The 19,745-nt window shown below is 34.3% G+C and carries 12 protein-coding genes and 2 tRNA genes; 5 read left to right on the top strand and 9 right to left on the bottom strand.

Annotated elements, in window-relative coordinates:
- From uvrC to ACKJXD_RS02930, 4 genes are all read left to right on the top strand, one after another.
- Nucleotides 1-1,836, top strand: coding sequence for an excinuclease ABC subunit UvrC (gene uvrC, locus ACKJXD_RS02915; protein WP_294828056.1), 1,836 nt, complete (start codon nucleotides 1-3; stop codon nucleotides 1,834-1,836).
- 108 nt (nucleotides 1,837-1,944) lie between these two features.
- Entirely contained in the window at nucleotides 1,945-2,496 is a 552-nt protein-coding gene (gene pgsA, locus ACKJXD_RS02920; protein ID WP_220217166.1) for a CDP-diacylglycerol--glycerol-3-phosphate 3-phosphatidyltransferase, read from the top strand.
- A gap of 226 nt (nucleotides 2,497-2,722) precedes the next feature.
- Nucleotides 2,723-2,810 (top strand) — tRNA-Leu (locus tag ACKJXD_RS02925).
- A gap of 19 nt (nucleotides 2,811-2,829) precedes the next feature.
- Nucleotides 2,830-2,905, top strand: a tRNA-Gly gene (locus tag ACKJXD_RS02930).
- 102 nt (nucleotides 2,906-3,007) lie between these two features.
- On the opposite strand, the gene ACKJXD_RS02935 is transcribed toward ACKJXD_RS02930, so the two are convergent.
- The 4 genes from ACKJXD_RS02935 to ACKJXD_RS02950 form a co-directional block, all read right to left on the bottom strand.
- Nucleotides 3,008-3,694, bottom strand: coding sequence for a DKNYY domain-containing protein (locus tag ACKJXD_RS02935; protein ID WP_430875469.1), 687 nt, complete (start codon nucleotides 3,692-3,694; stop codon nucleotides 3,008-3,010).
- A gap of 670 nt (nucleotides 3,695-4,364) precedes the next feature.
- Nucleotides 4,365-4,934 carry a DKNYY domain-containing protein gene (locus tag ACKJXD_RS02940; RefSeq protein ID WP_430875470.1) on the bottom strand — a complete coding sequence of 190 codons (570 nt, stop codon included), beginning with the start codon at nucleotides 4,932-4,934 and terminating at the stop codon, nucleotides 4,365-4,367.
- Nucleotides 4,935-5,321: 387 nt separating this feature from the next.
- Nucleotides 5,322-5,981 (bottom strand): hypothetical protein, encoded by a 660-nt coding sequence (locus tag ACKJXD_RS02945; RefSeq protein ID WP_430875471.1) that lies wholly within the window; start codon nucleotides 5,979-5,981, stop codon nucleotides 5,322-5,324.
- Between the two features lie 569 nt (nucleotides 5,982-6,550).
- Nucleotides 6,551-7,417 carry a hypothetical protein gene (locus tag ACKJXD_RS02950; RefSeq protein ID WP_430875472.1) on the bottom strand — a complete coding sequence of 289 codons (867 nt, stop codon included), beginning with the start codon at nucleotides 7,415-7,417 and terminating at the stop codon, nucleotides 6,551-6,553.
- 746 nt (nucleotides 7,418-8,163) lie between these two features.
- On the opposite strand from ACKJXD_RS02950, the gene ACKJXD_RS02955 reads away from it, so the two are divergent.
- The gene (locus ACKJXD_RS02955) at nucleotides 8,164-8,565 is read left to right on the top strand and encodes a hypothetical protein (protein ID WP_294829193.1); all 402 of its coding nucleotides are present in this window, start codon (nucleotides 8,164-8,166) and stop codon (nucleotides 8,563-8,565) included.
- 208 nt (nucleotides 8,566-8,773) lie between these two features.
- Here the strand turns inward: ACKJXD_RS02955 and ACKJXD_RS02960 are convergent, their stop codons facing one another.
- From ACKJXD_RS02960 to ACKJXD_RS02980, 5 genes are all read right to left on the bottom strand, one after another.
- A complete protein-coding gene (locus ACKJXD_RS02960) occupies nucleotides 8,774-10,123 on the bottom strand; it encodes a hypothetical protein (RefSeq protein WP_430875473.1) in 1,350 nt (449 codons plus the stop codon).
- The gene (locus ACKJXD_RS02965) at nucleotides 10,120-16,377 is read right to left on the bottom strand and encodes a protein kinase domain-containing protein (RefSeq protein WP_430875474.1); all 6,258 of its coding nucleotides are present in this window, start codon (nucleotides 16,375-16,377) and stop codon (nucleotides 10,120-10,122) included. Before ACKJXD_RS02965 ends, ACKJXD_RS02960 begins: the two co-directional genes overlap by 4 nt.
- A 10-nt stretch (nucleotides 16,378-16,387) precedes the next feature.
- Nucleotides 16,388-17,035: a 4Fe-4S single cluster domain-containing protein gene (locus tag ACKJXD_RS02970; RefSeq protein ID WP_430875475.1), complete on the bottom strand. Its 648-nt coding sequence runs from the start codon at nucleotides 17,033-17,035 to the stop codon at nucleotides 16,388-16,390.
- Nucleotides 17,036-18,856 (bottom strand): AAA family ATPase, encoded by a 1,821-nt coding sequence (locus ACKJXD_RS02975; RefSeq protein ID WP_430875476.1) that lies wholly within the window; start codon nucleotides 18,854-18,856, stop codon nucleotides 17,036-17,038.
- Nucleotides 18,857-19,332: 476 nt separating this feature from the next.
- A complete protein-coding gene (locus ACKJXD_RS02980) occupies nucleotides 19,333-19,713 on the bottom strand; it encodes a VOC family protein (protein ID WP_430875477.1) in 381 nt (126 codons plus the stop codon).
- Nucleotides 19,714-19,745 lie beyond the last annotated feature (32 nt).

Genomic DNA, 19,745 nt, shown 5'->3' on the forward strand with positions numbered 1-19,745 from the left:
ATGAGCCAATTTGATTCAACATCTTTTTTAAAAACAGTCCCACATAAACCGGGCATTTATCAGATGTTTAATGATAAAGAGACGATTATTTATGTGGGTAAAGCTAAAGATCTGAATAACCGACTAAAAAGCTATTTTAATAGTAGTAAAAAAACACTGAAAACGGATATGTTAGTTAGCCATATCCATCGTATTGAATTTACGATTACAAATACCGAAACCGAAGCCCTACTATTAGAACAGACTTACATTAAAAAACATCAACCACGTTATAATGTTCTTTTAAAAGACGATAAAAGCTATCCTTTTATAAAATTAAGTAAAGAAAGACATCCACAATTGTCACTTTATCGTGGGGCGATTAATCGCAAAAAAGATGAGTTTTTTGGGCCTTACCCTAGTGGTTATGCGGTTAAACAGATTTTATCGCTATTACAAAAAACGTTTCCGATTAGACAGTGCTTGAACACCACCTATCGGAACAGAACTCGCCCCTGCCTGCAATATCAGATTAAACGCTGTTTAGGGCCTTGTGTGCCTGGATTAGTGAGTGATGAAGATTATAACGAACAAGTCAATTATGTGAGATTATTTTTATCTGGACAATCCGATCAGATCTTACAAAAAATTACTGAAGATATGCTAAAAGCAAGTAATGAACTCAATTTTGAAAAAGCGGCAGCATTACGCGATCAGTTACAAGCCATCAAACATATCAACGAAAAACAAGCCATTTACAACAATAATGATAATTTAGATGTTATTGGTTTCCACTACGAATTTGGTATAGCGTGTATCTATGTATTATTTATCCGAAATGGACAAACCTTTGGGCATCGCTCTTATTTTCCTAAAGTACCATCAAATACTGAATTGGAAGAAGTAATAGAAACCTTTTTAGGGCAATTTTATCTGCAAGGCAACCAAAATCGTAATATTCCGAAAAAGATCCTACTCAATTTTTCGTTGTCGGATAAACAACCCATGGAAGAGACACTGTCACTTATTGCTGAGCATCAAGTCAAATTGGTTGATGAGCCCAAAGGCGATAATTTAAAGTTACTCAATATTGCAACCGTCAATGCGCAAACTGAAGTGAAGAATAAATTATTAACCAATTCGACAAATAAACAACGTTACGATGCACTTAAAACCTTTTTGGGCATTGATAAAATCAATCGTATGGAATGTTTTGATATCAGTCATTTCATGGGGAAAAACACAATAGCCTCTTGCGTTGTCTTTGATGATAAAGGTCCGGTAAAATCGGAATTTCGCCGCTACAATATTACGGGTATTACACCGGGTGATGACTATGCAGCAATGGAACAAGTATTAACAAGACGTTACAATAAAAAAGATCTGCCCGATGAAAAAATACCTGATGTTATTTTTATTGATGGTGGTAAAGGACAGTTAAACCAAGCCTTACAAGTATTTGAAGGACTCAATGTTAATTGGGATAAACATCACCCTATTCTTGTGGGGGTGGCAAAAGGCGCTGAGCGCAAAGAAGGACTTGAAACATTGTTTTTTGAAGCGCATGGAACCGGACATTATCTTGATGACCATTCGCCTGCTTTATTGCTTATTCAACAAATTCGTAATGCATCACACGATCATGCCATTGTGGGGCAACGTAAAAAAGGTGTAAAACAGCTTACAGATAGTGCTTTAGAACATATTGAAGGAATCGGTTCAAAAAGACGGCAAGCATTACTTAAACACTTTGGTGGTTTAAGAGAATTAAAAAATGCCAGTATTGATGAAATAGCCCAAGTGCAAGGAATCTCTAAATCGTTAGCTGAAAAAATTTATTTAAATTTACAACAATAACACATTGAAAAATTATGATATTTCAGGCAACATAAGCATTAAGAAACCCCGTTTTTTTAATTTTTGTTAATCTATTGATTAATTAAACAAAAAAAGAGCTTATGTCACATGAAAATCAATCTTCCTACTTTATTAACGTTATTTCGAGTTATTTTAATTCCTTTTTTTGTGCTAGCTTTTTACTTATTTCCAACTGAATGGTCTGGTTTTTTTTCGGCATTAATTTTTCTAATTGCAGCAATAACCGATGTGTTTGATGGTTATTTAGCTAGACGTTTAGGACAAACGACCAAGTTTGGGGCGTTTCTAGATCCAGTTGCAGATAAAATTATTGTCACAATAGCCCTAATTCTGATCACTCAATATTATCAAGCATGGTGGATTTCTATTGCTGCTATAATTATCATTTCACGTGAAATCATTATCTCTGCTTTGCGTGAATGGATGGCTGAGGTTGGAAAACGGAGTAATGTCGCAGTTTCATCTATAGGGAAGTATAAAACTATCGCCCAAATGACAGCCCTAACGTGGCTCCTTTGGCGTCCTTGTGATATTGTAATATATGCTGGACTTGTCGCTCTACTTATTGCTACAGTTTTAACGTTAATATCAATGGTGCAATATTTATGGATTGCGCACAATGACTTTTTCGATAATTAATAGGTTTCAAACTGGTCGTTTCAAGGAATAAATGATTAAAGCAATTTACCATTATAAAACGGCTTATTTTGATGATTATTAACGCAATGGTGCAATTTGCATTCAGAATAAAGTTAAACATTAATCAATCAAACAATTTATCTAAAATTTCTATTGACTGAAATGATAAGACAGGTAAAATGCACAGCATCCGAAACGCAATTACCTTTAGGTAACTAAGTTTTGAGCCCGGGTGGTGAAATCGGTAGACACAAGGGATTTAAAATCCCTCGGCCTTTTTGGCCGTGCGAGTTCAAGTCTCGCCCCGGGCACCATTTACAACACTTCTCTTATGCGGGAATAGCTCAGTTGGTAGAGCGCAACCTTGCCAAGGTTGAGGTCGCGAGTTCGAACCTCGTTTCCCGCTCCAATATCGCGTATAAACAAATCTCAATATATCTTTAATTCATTGATAAATAGAGCATTTTACGTTTTTTTCTGTCTGCGGAAATTTTTATTAATGTAAGAAATGTTATTTTCCATCACCAAAATATTGTTCTCTCAATGCTGGATCTGTAAAAAGGAATCTATCGTCAAATATTTTATTAAACTCTTCACGACTTTTTATAGGCTTATCATTAATATAAATATAATTTTTATCTAAACCGATTGTTCCTTGCCATTCGGACTTACGTAGCGTCTCTTTTCTCGTTCTAAACGTATTAACATCGGCGCCTTCTATTTTTCTTCCACCGGAGTAGATTGCATTTTCAATACGTAAGTAAACTCCTCCTAATACTGCATAATCTGAAGATGAGCCAGCTATAAAAAGTTCACTATCGACTTGAGAATAGCAGGTATAAATATAGATATAGTGTTTATCTTTGAAATAATACTCACTTTGCATACCTTCGTTATATCTTAGATAGTAATTATTATTAATCTTTTTTCTATCCTCTATGTCATTAAACAGCAAATCAAACGTTTCTATATCAATTGTTTTGCTTACTGGTTGATACATTTTCGTTTTTGGATTATAAATTGTTGAATAATAGAGTGTATCTGTTGTTTTTTTTGCACACAATGAATTAGGAATTTGAATATTCCATTCGTTACCATTCTTAACAAGAAATGTAGAACGAGTTTTTGTAACCGCATTATCGCAGGCTGTTACCAAAAAAATGGATAGTAGATAGATGATTATTTTTTTATTTTTCATAATTGGTTGATATTAAATATCTCTCCTTGATAATAGTCATCCTTTCTATTTTACCAAATCAAATTCCCTTTTTATATGATAATGAAAAATCATTTGGATTAGTTTTTGCTACATTTTTTATGTATCCCCCTGCTAATGTATCTTGAAGATAATTAACCTGCTGTCTTCTTTAAAATAATTGCTATTTTCAAGTTTTTCATATGAGTTGGCATCGATATTACTCACTTCTATATAGACACATTTGGGGCATGATACTGTGGTGGAATCTACTGAACGAATAAATAAATTATTATTCATATTACGATATAAATTATCTTTAATTTTTTTATAATAGGCACTTTCTTTTAAGCAAGGTATCTTTGTGACCGTTTTTAAACTACTGCCATTATTATAATAAAAGTGATGGTTATCTTGAGCATAAAAGTACGCACCTAAATGTTCATAACTCTCTGTATCGATATTATCTTTTAATGGATGTTGGTCTCATTATGGGTAATAGTTGATAAATAGCGGGATTTAAGATCATTATTGTGTGAAAGTATATCTAGATTTCCGGTTTTATCTTGAAAGAGATCATCTTTTATCAATACTACTTCTTCGCTTAGATGACAAGATACTAATAAGATGGGCAAGAATAGGGTGAGAAGTTTTCATCACATTTAGGAATAGATTAGTTTTCTTCTGGAAAATATTGTTGTTTTAATTTTTCAAACTTAGTCGCGTTTAATATATTTTTTAGTGGCTCAAAATCTTTATATTCCATAATATCGCCTTGAGACCAAAAAAGATGATTATTATCAACGCCTAGCATCATATTACCAACCTTTATAACATGAAACTGTTTAGCATCAGCATCAAGTTTTTTGGTTAACCAATAGACGTTTTTATCATCTTTAATGTAATTATCAGGTAACAACTCAAACTTTTCAGGATTAATTTCAATAATGGTAATTGGATCAAATCTGGGAGGGAATTGTTGGTATGCATAAACAGCACGTTTATCTTTAAAATATTGTGTATTATCAATCTGGTGAAATGAGTCGATATCAATGATATCTTTAAGAGCAAAATAATGACCATCTTTAGTAAGGTAATCATAATACGCTGAATATAAAGAATCTGTACCAGGAAAGACTTCATTCACTCTTAAATAAATATTATTAATATTATCTTTAAATAAAAGATCATCTTTTATCAAAATATATTGATGACTTTCTAAAGTATTTGTAATAACTGGCACAGTTTTTTTTTCACATGAAAAAAGGAGCAAACAACTGATTAAAATATAATATATTGATTTCATAATGTTTTTAATTTCAGCTAGCCTTGTAATATTATTAGCAGCCCTTTTAAATAAACTAATAGTACTTTCTAAAAAGTAATTGTCTATTGCATTAATAATTTTCTTTGTTTCAGTTTTCCACAGAGTGCCTTGATCAAACACTTCAAATTGTACATTACAAAAATCAGTACTATCAATTAATAAAAATCAATACATGTACATCGTTTAGTACAGAATTTTAATATAAATTGCATCCTAATCTTTTATTAATATCATTTACAATAATAGTCATTCGTTCCATTTTTATATGATAATGAAAAATCATTTGGATTAGCTCCTAATAGATTAGTTCTCTTCTGGAAAATAATGTTGTTTTAACTTATTTTTAATAGTACTTTCTATATCTAAAGAATTAAATTCAGAATAGGATAATCGTTCATTCCTTATATAAAGATATTTTTCATCATAACCTAATTCTGGATGATTCGCATTTGCTGATATAACATTAAAATATTTAGCTTCAACGTCTAATAACTGTCTTGCATTCCAAAAAACGGTCTGGCTATCTTTAATATATTGCCCTACAACTTTATAGTTTGAAAATTGCAGAGGTAAGATATAGACATTAATATCTGTAGCAAAATCAGCAATAGCATAAATATTTTTATTATCAGAAAAATATTCAGTTGAATCTATACGATGAAAACTACTTTCATGCAAAACATCATTGAGTAATTTTATTTTCAATTCAGGAAAGTGTAAATCGTAAACTCTATTTTGATAACCATAAGCAATTGTTCCTCTGGGATATCCAGGATATTTATATTGTAAGTAATAATTACCTTGTTTATCTTTATATAGGATATCTTTTACCTGAATATAGTCAGAATTCACTTGTTCAAAATGTATTTTTTGTGTTTTTATATCATTTGAACGGGTGTTACATGAAATAGTTAGTAACATTAATATAAAAATTATTTTTTTGCATTTTCCATAGTTTTTCATTTATTGGTCCGTATTTATTCATATCTGCCCCCCCCCCCTTTAGAATTGAAATCATTAGGAAAAGTCCAACTCACTTGTTTAGTTGTCAGTTGTATAGTATTTAATTTTTCTCCGTCTACAATTATTTGTATATTAGCTTACCCCTTTTTTAGCCGTAATATATGTTTCAAATCGCCAAGTTATTCCGGTAATTCCCCTATTTTTAATGGAAGTTCGACGTAGAATTTTGCTATTGTATTAATTTAAATTTTTGCATAGGTTTGATCCCACAATTTTATGTTAAGTCATTCATAATTATATATCCATAATCAACGAGTCGCTTTACCTTGTAATTTACTAATCTTGTTGTAAATATATTGGTTTAGAAAATAATACAAACAGTACGAGTAAAACGTTAAATACAAGCATTTTGCTAAGGATTATCCATTTGGATAAAGCATAATATTATTTTGTGTTTTTTAGACCTGCTCTCTAATTGATGGCTAAAATATTCAGCCCCATTATCACAGCGTATCGCGCATTCAATAATTTGATTTAATGACCTAATGACACGCAATACTGGCTATGACTTATAACTTATTTGAATAATAATGGTGATCATTAAGTTTTATTGCAATCGAGTCAATTCTCTGTATTTTTAATTTAGAAATATCAATAAAGTAGACAATATATGATCTGTCTGGTCTGTTAAAACCAAGTAACTTACAACCATGACTTTTATTTTTTTCAGCCACACTATTTATATAAATACTATGAATAAAATCTAAATTATATAATTCACCATTTGATATGAGGTTAACATTGATATCTTTAATATCATCAATAGATTGATCAGTAACTTTTATAGTTAATTCAATTTCCTTTATATTTTTATTTTTTATTATTTTTTTTATAAGTACATTTGCGTTTTTGAAACTAGTTTGATCTAGAAATGTATTTTCTACTCCCAGTAATTTAACGCTATTTTTATAATAGAAAGGATCAGTATTTTCTAAAACGTGTTTTTCTCTATTATCTAGTAGAAAAAATATGGTAATAATATCAATGTCTTTTGAAATTGGAGTTTGTAAATTTATATCAATAATTAATAATTCATGCTCTTTATCCATTCGAATATTGGTAAATGTTTTTATTTCATCCGCATCAGACTGTAGATGAGTTAATTTTTCCATATTACCTATAGTTAGATCTATATGCTTAATATCTGCTATTTTGCTAAAATTTTTTAATCTACTATCAATTTTTACAATAAGTTGTAACTTTTCTATAAAACCTTGTTTTTCAGATAAAATATTATAAATAATATCAGTATCATCAAAATTAGATTGTTTAAAAGTAATCGTATTAACAGGACTATCATTTTCTTTAGATTCTAAATCACAAGAAAATACAAATAGAGGTAATAAGAGTAAAAATATTATTTTTAATTTTTTCATTGTGCGTCTTTTATTAATCTTGATATATCAATCTATTTTTCAATTTCTAAAGGATCTTTGTCTTTAGTAAATTTATAAAATTTCCCATTTTCTCGATTTTTTGATTAATTATACTTCCGTGATTATAATTTTCTAGCTTTGCTTCTTTTTAAGTATCTAAAAAAATCCTTTTTCTTGAGATTCAAAATCTTATTTATATTCTTTATCTACAAAGATCATTCAATAATGATACGCGAGTACATGAATTTTGGAAGGTAAAAATATTGGAAAAATGTTAATATCATTTTATTTAAATCGACATGAAGCTCTTCCTCCTGGAAATAGTAAATTAGGTTAAAAATTAGATTTGTAATGGATAGAAATATAAAAAAAATTTTAGCAGAAATTAAAGCATATAAAGAAAAAGAATGATTAGGTGCAAAAGGACTATTTGGTGAGATTCTTGGAAATCTTCATCAGATAGTAGATGAGTATCCGAATAATTTTCAATATAAATATTTATTATCATCTGCGTATTTTGAAGCAGGAAGTGAAGATTCAGGGGAATATTATGCTAAAGAAATTATCGAAGCGGAACCCAATTCAAAAGAAGCATTTGAGTTATTAGGATTAATTTGTGTAAAAAATGCCAAATATGAAGAAAAGAATCTTATTTTAAAAAAAACCAAAACACTGATCCTGATTTTCATAATGTAAGAATGAGTTTAATCCGATTATATGATAAACATCTAAAAAATGATCAGGAGATGGAAATAAATTGTGAATATATGATCGCTCACAGAGATTCAGATAAAGATACTTACTCTATGAAGAAAAAGCTTAGCATTATATTAGATTGGTATGCCTTTGTTTATTTAAGGCTAAAAGAAGCATTAGCAAGACAAGGTAAATATGAAAGGGCTATCGAAGTATATGAAGAATATATCCGGTTTGATACCTCAAGTAGTAAAAAACCAAATACTCTGGAGGTTATTAATAAATATGGAAGTATTTACAAATTTTATTATTTAATGAAAGATAAAGAAAAACTGGAAGAATTCAAGGAAAGATACAAAAGTATTTATTTTTATAACACAGAGCAGGAATTAGAACACGATTATAAATTTTTGAAAAGTGGGCTGACGAGGGTGTATTTTAAAATATTTTGATAAAAATTAATGAAAAAGAAATACTTCGCCAAGAAAAGGGATTATTAGACCAATTAAGCAAAGACAGGGAAGCATAATTAATGCTCTATTACGTCTACTTCACCATTGTATTATCATCATAAACCCAAAAATCTTCAGAATTATCTAATAATTTACCTAATGTTCAACTTGCCACAAAAACAAAATAACTTTCCAGAAGATACTGTTTTTAGATTTTTTTAGAAGATAAAGTTTTTTGCTCCGTCGTTTTTTGTAAAGAATCAATTTCCTCTGATATAACAGATTTTAAAGGAACGGCACCAACCGGCAATGCTTTTTCAATAATTAAGTCAGAACCTTGTTTGGCTAACCATTGCTGTAACTTGGTAAAATCACTACACCAAAGGGTTTCAATATCACTATCACGTTGTTGATTATTTTCGGAAGTCAATTTAACTGCTCGTACCTGCATGCGTGCCACCTCAGCGTTTGCGGCTAACTCTATGCCGTAACCAGGTGTAGAAGGATTACGCAAAACTAATCGCCCATCTTTCGCCCACTGTGTATCCATTCCGTGTCGTACTTCATATCCTAAGCTAGCCAGTCCCTGTAAAATAACTTGTTGTCTGTACATCGCTTCTGTTTTTTCTGTGATTTTTGCCAGCGTATGTTCGCAATTATCTATTAATATTTTCAATTCTTTAACACTCATCGTGTCAAGTTTATTAAAATCAAAATCTAAAGGCTCCGTTGTTTTTTGTTGTAATTCAGCGATTAATAATTCCAATTGTGCTTGTAAAACTCCACGTTCCTTGGCCTCATTAACCGCTTGAGCTAAGTCTAGAATAATACTATCCAGTAGTAGTTTCTTACGGTTAGGTTGTAACTCCTGCTCAATGTTGTTTAAGCGCTCAATAAATACATCATAAACTTCTTTTTGTTCAAGTGATAATTCTGCAAGATAGTGTTCAATTTTTTGTATATAAGGGTCTTTTTGCAATTCAATATTTTGTTGTTCTAACCAGCTTGCAAAGGTTTGCGTGGTGTCATCAACCACCATACGATCCAGCAAAGCTTGTTGCTTTTCTGAAAGTTCTTTGGTGTTTTTAGGCGTGAGTAAATTAAAGGCTTTCGTTAAAAGCTGATTAACATTCCCCTGATATTTACCTTTAATCGCTTGCTGTAATTCGTTATTGAATTGATCGGTGAGTTCAACTTGTTTATTATTTAATAAATTAATTAGAGCTTTGATATTTTCTTTTGCTTGCTTTTCTTCAATAGCTTGCTGACTTTTTGTAGCGACCTTTAATTGTCGACGTTGTGCGATATCGTCACTTAGACTGGTTATTTCAATCGCTACAAGTCTTTGTATGTCTGAGAAACGTTGCTCTTCTAACATTTGATCAAAGGTTTTTCGTTTTGCAATGATTGTTTCATAAAACTTTTCATCTGTTTCATTCAGCTTATCCATTGCTTTTTGCCATTGCTTAATTGATTGATCCAGACGGGCCAAATGCCCTTTGCTGGTAGCCATCATTTCTTCTAGCGTAACAATTCTGACAACTTTTGGGCCACTCATTGACTTACCTCGGATGTTAATACAGTTTCAACCAACGTTTTTAAACGTTTCTTTTCTTGTTCTTTATTTTCATACCAATTATGTGATGAAATACGTATGATATTAGGAATTGCACGTTTTAAAACCGATTGTCGCCAAATTTCACGCGATCTAGCATGATTTAACAATGCGTTAATAGGTGCATCACATTCAATCCCAATACTGTATAGTTTCGTTGCTGGGTCTTCAATCGCAAAATCTAATGCGAATACCCCATTTCCTGATTGACGCATATATCCTACCCCCAAAGACTGGATATAGGCTTCTACATCATCAAGAAAAGCATCTTGTTGCATAGTCTCTGTTCTATCAATAACAAACTGGCTATAACCCGTAACTCGATTAAGTAGATCTTTACTGTAGTCAAATTTACCTTCTGACAATGCTTTAGCATAAGCTAAATAGCATTGTAAATAATCCCTAGGTGTAGTTGGGCTCTGTTTGCCAGATAACATATCAGAAATATCGTCTATCGGCATTGAGGAGACTAAAATTATTTTCTTACGAGCTCGTGTAATGGCCACATTAAGCCGCCTTTCTCCACCCTGTTGTCCTAATACGCCGAAATTACGTCTAAAGATTCCTTTCTCATTGCATCCGAAAGTTGTCGAGAACACAATAATGTCACGTTCATCGCCTTGTACATTTTCAACATTTTTAATAAAAATGGACATATCTTCGCCGTTGTCCATACGTTGATTTTCTTCTTTGAAGATGGTGGCAAACGTTTCATCTTCAGCTGCTTTTTCATAAAAGAACTTTTCAATTAAGTCTGCTTGTTTTTTATTAAATGTAACGACGCCTATAGAAGGACGTTTGCCCGATGACTGCTGCCAAATATTGTCCACCACTTGAACAACTTTTTTGGCCTCTTTTAAATTTGTTTGTTGTTCATATACTCCATTAGCCCATATATACTCTAAAGGCTGTGCTTGTTTAATCGTTTCTAACGGATGCCGAACGGGTATATTTAGTTGATTCATATAGAAAGCAGCATTCGAATAATCAATTAACTCTCGATATTCCGAACGATAGTGAATTTGCAAGCCTGTAGTTGGTAATACTGAACGAGCAAGCTGTAATAAATCAGGACAATCCGTAATTTCTTTTGAGTCCCATTTGCCTTGTAATACCTCTTGTTGTTCTTCATCGGTTAATTCAGCGCTTAAATTAAGATCTAAATCTTCCTCAAGCTCTGCTTGAGCACTAAAGAAAGAGCTAGGTGGCATTTGCTTTTCATCCCCACTCACGACAGCCACTTTAGCGCGATAAAGTGATGGTATTGCATATTCGACAGGCATTTGTGAAGCCTCATCAAAAATGACCACATCGAACAAGCCTGCTTTTAAAGGCAATAGCCGACTCACAATATCAGGATTCATTAACCAAATGGGTCTTAAACTCATAAGCCCTAACTGCACACCTTGTTCTACAAACTCACGCAATCTTCTTGCACGCTGCCCGGTTAATCGTGTAATATCTTCCCATTCTCTAGCACTCGCTAACTTACCGACAGGAATATTGTGCGTAAATAAGGTTTTATTTAATTCACGGATCTCTTCGTCAGCTTTGGCTAAAGCCTGAATTTGTTGTTGAATTTCATCCTCATTGGTTAGCAATACAGGGTTATCTTGCTCAATACGCGCTTTCCATGTCTGTTTAGCCTCATAATTTAATAATTGTCTAAAACTTTTATCAAGCGCTGTAGTGGGTAAATGAGTTAATTCTTCCTGATAGAGCCTTAAACGTTCAAACAACTTAATAGCCTTGGTTGATAATTGTGGAACACGTTTTCTAAAATATTGGTAAGCTTCCATGGTATCGAGTACACGGTTAATTTCTATCAGCAACAGAGGAGAAATTTCATATTTTTCGATAGATGTTTTGCAGTTTCCATAGAGAGTATCTTCAAAATAACTCACTAACGGCAATAATGCCTCTAAAGAAGCTTTACGTGAAGCATATCTTTCAAAAGCGGTATGATAATCATTTAATAAGTGTTCGAATGCCACTTTACCTTGTAGGACTGACTTTTCAACTTCTTCACAGTGAGGTGCTGACATAATTCTTTTAGCCCATTCTTTTACCTCTTGCAAACTTGTTAATGTTTCATTGACGACATTTTTTATATTAAGGTTTGTACGGTTATCAGGCACAGGCAATTGTAGTGTAGCGCATATAGTCTGTATTTCTTGACGAATGGGGCGATATTCTTGCTCAAGCACCAATGCATTATAAAGCTTAGGAATGCCCTCCAAATTCGGCAGTTCGCCTTGTGATGCTAAAAATGCTAATAACGCCTGTTTTGATCTATAACGTTTAATACTTAAGAAACTATACCATGGTCTAGGCATTAACATCAGTCGAGCTTTATTTGATAAATCATTTAATACATCTAACTCTAACAAACAAAGTTTAAGGGATAAATCACACCAATAGCTTTCATTTAACAGTGCTAAGCGCTCTTTCAATAGAGTCAGTTGGTTAATCAGTAAATCGCCTTCTAATACAGCGGAAGAATCAGCACCCAACTTAAAAAAAGTCAACCATTTTACTAAACGTGCGCGAATACTTTCTGAGATCGTCAGAAAATGATCCCCCTCTGCTTCAATCCATTGCTGGTAAGGTTTTGGGTTGTCTACTTCAAAGCGCGTACAATTAGTTAACTTACCCATTCTTAGCTGTTCAACACTTAAAAAATGGGTAAAGAATTTTTTAAAATCTTCTAGTGTCGCTAAATCATGGGAAAATGCTTTTAAATGAATTAGAGGACTATTTTCATAACAGGCTGGCAACCAAAAACGCACTAGTGGTGCACACTCATTTTCTAATGCTATTAACTGTTGTGGATCGCAATCACTTATCACTGATCTTATTTGAGGTGCTGCAAATAACTGATAGTTTTTATTAACACCAATTAAATCAGCAATCAATTCTCTATAGCTTAACCCCGTTTGAGGATCTTGTTGATGTAGTGCCTCGTGATGACTATCTAAACGATTTTCTAAATCTGTAATTTTGGCTGCAACTCGCTTACGCTTTTCGATCCAATCCGTTCTTTCAGGAAATTTAAATAATAATCCCAGTTGTTCTCGTATACTACTAATCACCGAATTTCTATTTGCATTAACATCATTGACCATAATACTTCGAGAATCTAGCCCCTCAGCAGCTAAGCGTTTATATACCACCTCTAAGGCAGCTTTTTTTTGGCAAACAATCAACACAGTTTTATTTCGACCAATCGCATCGCCCACCATATTTACAATGGTTTGGCTTTTCCCTGTCCCTGGAGGCCCCTCAATTAAGAGTCCTGAGTCTTGTCGTGCTTGCAAAACGGCATTTTCTTGCGAAGGGTCACTGGACACTGAAAAATAGCGATCTAACTCTGCCGGCTTTTCAGGAATTTCAGCAACTGCTTGATAAGGCTTTAAACGTAGTGCTGTTTCTAACGCAGTATTAACAGGTGATAATTTCTTTAAACGGTTAAGTTCTTCACCGATGGATTGACCTAAAAAGTTTACATCAAATAACACAGCCGAACATGCAATGCAGACTTCACTAAGTTCAGTGTCAAAATTAATAGGTAGATTTTGCACTTGCCTAGACGATACACTCCCCAAATTAGTTAATGTATCCATAACTTCGAGTGTCGTCAGCGCAGATCTCGCTAATAACTCATCTATAACGCTTTTCCAATCTTCATACAACGCCTTTCCCAACATACCTTCTAATGCAGGATTAACCCTGATTTCTTCACGTTCATTATCAAATGCTAAAGTAATACGATTGGGAACGCCCATATCATAATTAAGTGTAATGGGCCAAAGTAATAGCGGAGCAATACGAGGTAATCGATTGCTATTAGGCTCTTGATAAAGCAAAAAAGGGAATCCCATGTACAATCCATTAATCCCCGTATCTCTTCTACAGAGATTAGATTGACGGTATAAATTACGCAATTGATACTCGATAAAGTTGTTGGCTTGAAAGGCTTCCAGATCAATAGTTTGCGGTCGGCTATTGCGTTGTACAATATGATCTAACAATTTATTGGCAGACGTTCTTTCTGTACCTAATAAATTAATATCGACACGCGCAGTGTGCATTCCTAGACGCATTCTCACCAAAGGGCCTTTTAATATAGACGTAGTGACTTTTTTATGGAAAAAATCAATAATCTGAGAGGTATACTGCCGTTTGTGGGGCTTAACCCATTTTTCAGGTCCAATACTTAATAAAACCAACAATTTCGGTAATGGCATGCGTTTTTCAAGACGGTATTGTTCTGCCCATTGGTCGACTTCATCCACCCCCGTGCTGGCAAACCCCTCTATTAGTTCATTTAACTGTTGATAAAGAGTCAAACGTGGTTGCGCGATTAACTTTCTTAACGCCTCATCATCAACCATATCAATGTTTAATTTCTTTCCTAATTTGAGTGACTCTTTAAGTACTGTATCTAATGATTTAAACTGTCCAAGCTCAGCACTGAGTAAAACAATAAAATCCTCTTCGCTAATGATACGTCGCTCTAATAATGACAGTAGCCCTGCATTATTTGCATCCGGAAACAGGGCACTTTTTTCCGACCATATGGCTGCTAATTGGGCTCGAGAAGCAGATAACAAATGGATTCTTAAAACTTCCTCATCAAGTTTTATTTGTAAGTTTAAAGCACGCTGACGAACTGTATTAGCTCGCTCATGTAAATGCCATAACCACACCTCAGACGCTTTTAGTAAACTTGGAATAACCCCTGAAATAAGCTGGTATCCATCACTAGGATGTTGCAATAACCAATTTGGCGTCACAATATTACCGGCTATAATGAGTGGGATGTCAGGATTTAAAATCTTTAATACCACCATCAATTGCATATCCGATGTTAAATCCGGCTTACGCATAACCTCTCTGATAGTGGCTAGACTCGTGGCGTCAAAATCTGCTTGCTCTAACCATGTCACCAAATTACCTCGAGACAAAAGCTCTGTCGCCTCTTGCCAATTAACAGGGTTAGCTGCATTTAATGCAAATAATTTAACTCTATGGTAACTTTTTCCACCTAAGGAAATACTCTTATCGAGATCAACTTCTTGCGCAGCCGCTTGCACAATTTCTGGAGCAGCTACATCCTCGCCGTTAATCCACGCTTGAACTTCAGACCATTGCCAGCGACGATGATGATCTTTAGTCAATAGCCCTCTTAATAGCAACTGTAACCGAGGGTCCAATGTGGTTGGAATATCTACACCACTAGCCAGTACTTGAATGATAAACGCTTGTGTATTTACGCCCTCAAAGCATTTACCTTGTGTCAATTGCTCTAGTAGAATAACGCCCAAGCTCCACCAATCAGAAGCGACACTCACACCACCTGCTACAACTTCTGGCGCAGTATAAAAAGTAGTTGCCAAAGGCGATATGACTTCTAGATCAAACTCTGAGAGCCTAGCTGAACCAAACCCCGTGATCACTAAATCCAGAGGTTCTTTTGTTCGCACTAATAAGTTATTAGGTCTTAAATCACAATGACGTAAACCGGCTGCGGTAAAAGCATTTAGTGCTTGACCTAGCTCTGTCATGACATGGCGAATAGTATCCATATCATTAATGACCATCCCCAGATCAGCTAATACACCACCTGTTAATTCTTCAGCCACAACATAAGCTTGGTCGTTCCAACGACCTTTAGTAATAATTTCTGGCACATGCTCACGAGGAAGGTTACGCAAGACTTCATATACATCAATATTTGGCTCAGCACCAGTATGATAGAGCGTTAGAACTGCACGTTTTTCATCATGTAATCTTTTGACCAAATAACGTTCACGCACGCCATCTGTTTGACTAATAAGTTGCAGTAACTGCCAATCATCAATGGTTGTAATATCAGACTCTGTTATGGTTTCTTCATGGTTAGAAGATATTCGTTCTGGATTTTCTGAATTATCTATCTCGGCTAAATCAGCACCGCACTCCATGCAAATTAAATCACCTGTATCCATGATATGGCCATTAACACAATGTGAAACAGTGATTTCTGGCAACACATCATTGACCGTTACAACGCTCTGGGGGCGCCATCCTGTTTCACTAATAGTTACTGATGACAAATCCCAACCACAGGGTTCATCGTTAATAGTCCCTTCACAGAAAATCTCATGAAGAGATCGCTCTGTTTGACAATTAGGACAAAACCGCATCATTGCCATTCTGAAATCCTTAATACTTTGTTTTATCAGCGGTCACTTTTATCTGGTGCCCTTGTTGCTTTAAAAGAGTTTGTAATTTTACGAAATCATCGCGCCTAGGAATGCCGGCAAACCAGACAACACCTTCTGCATCAAACATGACATCTAATACTTTATCCTCAGTTGTAACTGCTTGCTGATAATAGGCAAATTTTTCTACAGCTTGTGAGGTAAAACAATGTAACCTTTGATTATCACTACCTCTTAACCTTAAAGTTTGTGAACTCTGCCGTTGAAAGGGGTCACTGATTAACACATCAATGTAAGGTTTAATTTGCTGTAACTGATCGGTAATATCTTCAACGCCATACCCTGTGTACACTAAAATATCGACCTTTGTTCTTTCGCGTAACTGAACCACAATAGCCAACAACGCCTCAAATTGATCGAACGGTTCCCCGCCAGAGATAGTAATCCCATCAATCAAAGGTAGGTAAGAGGAAAGCTTCATCATCAGTTGTTCAATTGAAATTAACGTTTTTGCTGTTGCCCATGTATCAACTGAAATACAACCCTCACAACGTAAACTACAACCTTGAAACCAAATACCAAGTCGCCTACCTGGTCCTAGTGTTGTTACTGGAAAATGAATACGCGAGATACCAACTGTTAACACCATTTACTCCAAAATTAATTGCCCTATTTGCAACTGAGTTACCACTAATGTTTGACCTGTTTGAGGGTTTAACTTAAACAACTCACGAGCCAATGGATTTAATAAATAAGCCTCTATGTGATTACGTATTCCTCGACCACCATTTGATAAATCAGCTAAAGCAATGTTTCTCAAACTGTCTAATGCTTCTGGGGTAAATGATAAAATTAACCCTTGTGATAGTAAATCTTCAATCACACCATCAATCATTTGTTGGAATATTTGCTCCGCCACATCAGGACGAATAAAGTCAAAGACAATAATATTTTCGCCTATCCTATTCAATATTTCGGGGCGATTTAAAACAAATTTAAAATGCCGCTCAATTTCATTTTTTACTCTTGCTTGAACATCATCAAATTGAACATTAGCAGTAACGTTAGGAATGCGCTCACCTGTTTCGGTCAGTTTATAAATTCCAAGATTGGATGTAAAAATGATGAGTGCCTCTGAAAAATAAACACGCTCACCTCGACCAGAAGTTAGAACACCATCATCTAAAATTTGTAAAAATTTATCCATAACCCGAGGATGAGCTTTTTCAATCTCATCAAATAATACGACACTAAACGGTTTTTCACGTATTGCATTGGTTAGCTCCCCGCCTACATCATAGCCCACATAGCCGGGAGGTGAACCAATTAAACGCTGATCGGAAAATTCTGAACTAAACTCAGACATATCAAAGCGAATGTATGCGCTTTCATCATTAAAGAGCAAACTGGTAACTGTTTTGGCAAGCTCTGTTTTACCTACACCTGTTGGACCTGCTAAAAAAACTACGCCACGAGGTCTATTACCTCTTCGGTTAGCACCAATACCTGTAATTGCTCGCTTTATAATATCGAGCATATGGACAACCGCATGATTTTGTCCTTTAACTCGTTGATACACAAAGTTATCTGCTTGTGCTATTTTTTCACGATCAATTTTCTGCCAAGGATCTTCCGTTACACCTACTTTATAGCGCCTTACGGCATCATTGATATCATCAATGCTCAGTTTCTCTACTCTTGCCAATGTCGTAATGGCATTCATATCCAGCAATAACATCCCCTCTGTACTGTTAACAAAAGTTGTTTCCGCTTTTGCCATCAATTCTGGCGAAGTTTGTTGTGAACCAGGAATACCTTTTATTAATCCAGAGGCTAATGCTCGACGAGCAGCGCTGTCTGGTTTAGAAACTGGAATATGACGAATTCGTGGATTATTTACTAATAACCAGTCAGGTAAATCCCCTTCTTTTTCTACCAACCAAAGTACAGTATTAAAAAAGGGCGTACGATTTGTACCAGCTGGTCTTGCATTCACTCGATGAGAGAGTACTAATGCCCGCGTAAACAGCTGATGTTCTGCTGCACTTAAGTTATCTGCACGAATGGTCAGTTGTGAGGCAAAATCAATAATTAATGCAACAGGCTCGTCATTAAGATTAACAAAATTTTCTAATGCATTTCCCAATAAATCAATGCCTGCAGCAGCCCGCCCTTTTTCTGGCGTTAATCCTACTTGTTGTAATAATTTATCAATATCGATAGCTGGTAAATCTGGCGTTTGTAAACCATAAAACCCCGATAAAGGATCCCAAATCAGTACTTGACTATACCCTACATTGCGGAGAGCACGATATAACGCCAACTCAAATGTTTGTGGTGTAATAACCCCAGGAGCCACTTCACACGCTTGTAAATCCCTGATATTACCTGACAATACAAACTGGCTCTTTAAATGTAAAAACCTAATTAAATCACGCATCCAGCGTGGCTTATTAAACTGATAAGTCATGCCCAAATCCTTTAATAATAAACCTCCAATAATCACTACCATATATTATATAGAAACATATTGATATAACTAGCCTTAATAATTAAAGATATGTAATGTTGATACTACTTAAATAAAACTACTTAGTGCGTGAGAGGAAATTGGCTGACATTTTATGTCATTAATATTAATTACAGAATGTAAAGAAAAATGCTTAATTTCTACTTAGAAGATTATCTGATACTATTAAGTAATATGCTATTCTTAGATAGGCTAGGATATTTTAGATAATGAATGAGCCAATAATTAAAGCCCCTACTTGTAAAGCACCTATTCATCTAAAAAATCGCTTGGTAGTGAAGTCAGTCGGCATTTTAATGCTGTAGTTGCATTTTAAGACGGTATAGGTTTCTCCGTCTATTTTTAATTTTAATGAGAACGATAACTTAAGTAAAATGTTTAAAGCACTCATGGTTTTAAGTTCTTAAGATATTATTCTACTCAAACTTTGAGGTATCGGTAGCACAAACACGGAGTCGATGACCATCAGGATCATTTCCTACAAATGTGTATCCGAAATCGAGCATTTGGGGTTCAAGTTCAATTTTAACGTTTAGTTTTTTCCATGCAGAATAAATCGCATCTACATCATTTTTTGTTACATCACTAAATGACAGCTCAAATCCCCCATAATGATTGGGAGCCTTTGGCGTTATTTTATCAGCCTCTTGCAGCCCCAAAATAAAATTATCATTCAATAAAAATACAGCAAAGCCAGGATAAGTTTTAACAGGTGGGCGACCTAGTATTTTTGCGTAAAACTCTGTGCTAGCATCGACATCTTTGACATAAACAATAACGCTATTAGGTTTAAACATTTTTGCTTTCCTTTTAATGTGAAAATTGATTT

The sequence above is a fragment of the Gilliamella sp. G0441 genome (assembly GCF_050589305.1).
In the GTDB taxonomy this organism is placed as follows: Bacteria; Pseudomonadota; Gammaproteobacteria; order Enterobacterales; family Orbaceae; genus Gilliamella.

Coding starts and splice junctions, on each gene's coding strand:
- uvrC (WP_294828056.1), top strand. CDS start 1: ATGAGCCAATTTGATTCAACATCTTTTTTAAAAACAGTCCCACATAAA.
- pgsA (WP_220217166.1), top strand. CDS start 1,945: ATGAAAATCAATCTTCCTACTTTATTAACGTTATTTCGAGTTATTTTA.
- ACKJXD_RS02935 (WP_430875469.1), bottom strand. CDS start 3,694: ATGAAAAATAAAAAAATAATCATCTATCTACTATCCATTTTTTTGGTA.
- ACKJXD_RS02945 (WP_430875471.1), bottom strand. CDS start 5,981: ATGAAAAACTATGGAAAATGCAAAAAAATAATTTTTATATTAATGTTA.
- ACKJXD_RS02950 (WP_430875472.1), bottom strand. CDS start 7,417: ATGAAAAAATTAAAAATAATATTTTTACTCTTATTACCTCTATTTGTA.
- ACKJXD_RS02955 (WP_294829193.1), top strand. CDS start 8,164: ATGGAAATAAATTGTGAATATATGATCGCTCACAGAGATTCAGATAAA.
- ACKJXD_RS02960 (WP_430875473.1), bottom strand. CDS start 10,123: ATGAGTGGCCCAAAAGTTGTCAGAATTGTTACGCTAGAAGAAATGATG.
- ACKJXD_RS02965 (WP_430875474.1), bottom strand. CDS start 16,377: ATGGCAATGATGCGGTTTTGTCCTAATTGTCAAACAGAGCGATCTCTT.
- ACKJXD_RS02970 (WP_430875475.1), bottom strand. CDS start 17,035: ATGGTGTTAACAGTTGGTATCTCGCGTATTCATTTTCCAGTAACAACA.
- ACKJXD_RS02975 (WP_430875476.1), bottom strand. CDS start 18,856: ATGACTTATCAGTTTAATAAGCCACGCTGGATGCGTGATTTAATTAGG.
- ACKJXD_RS02980 (WP_430875477.1), bottom strand. CDS start 19,713: ATGTTTAAACCTAATAGCGTTATTGTTTATGTCAAAGATGTCGATGCT.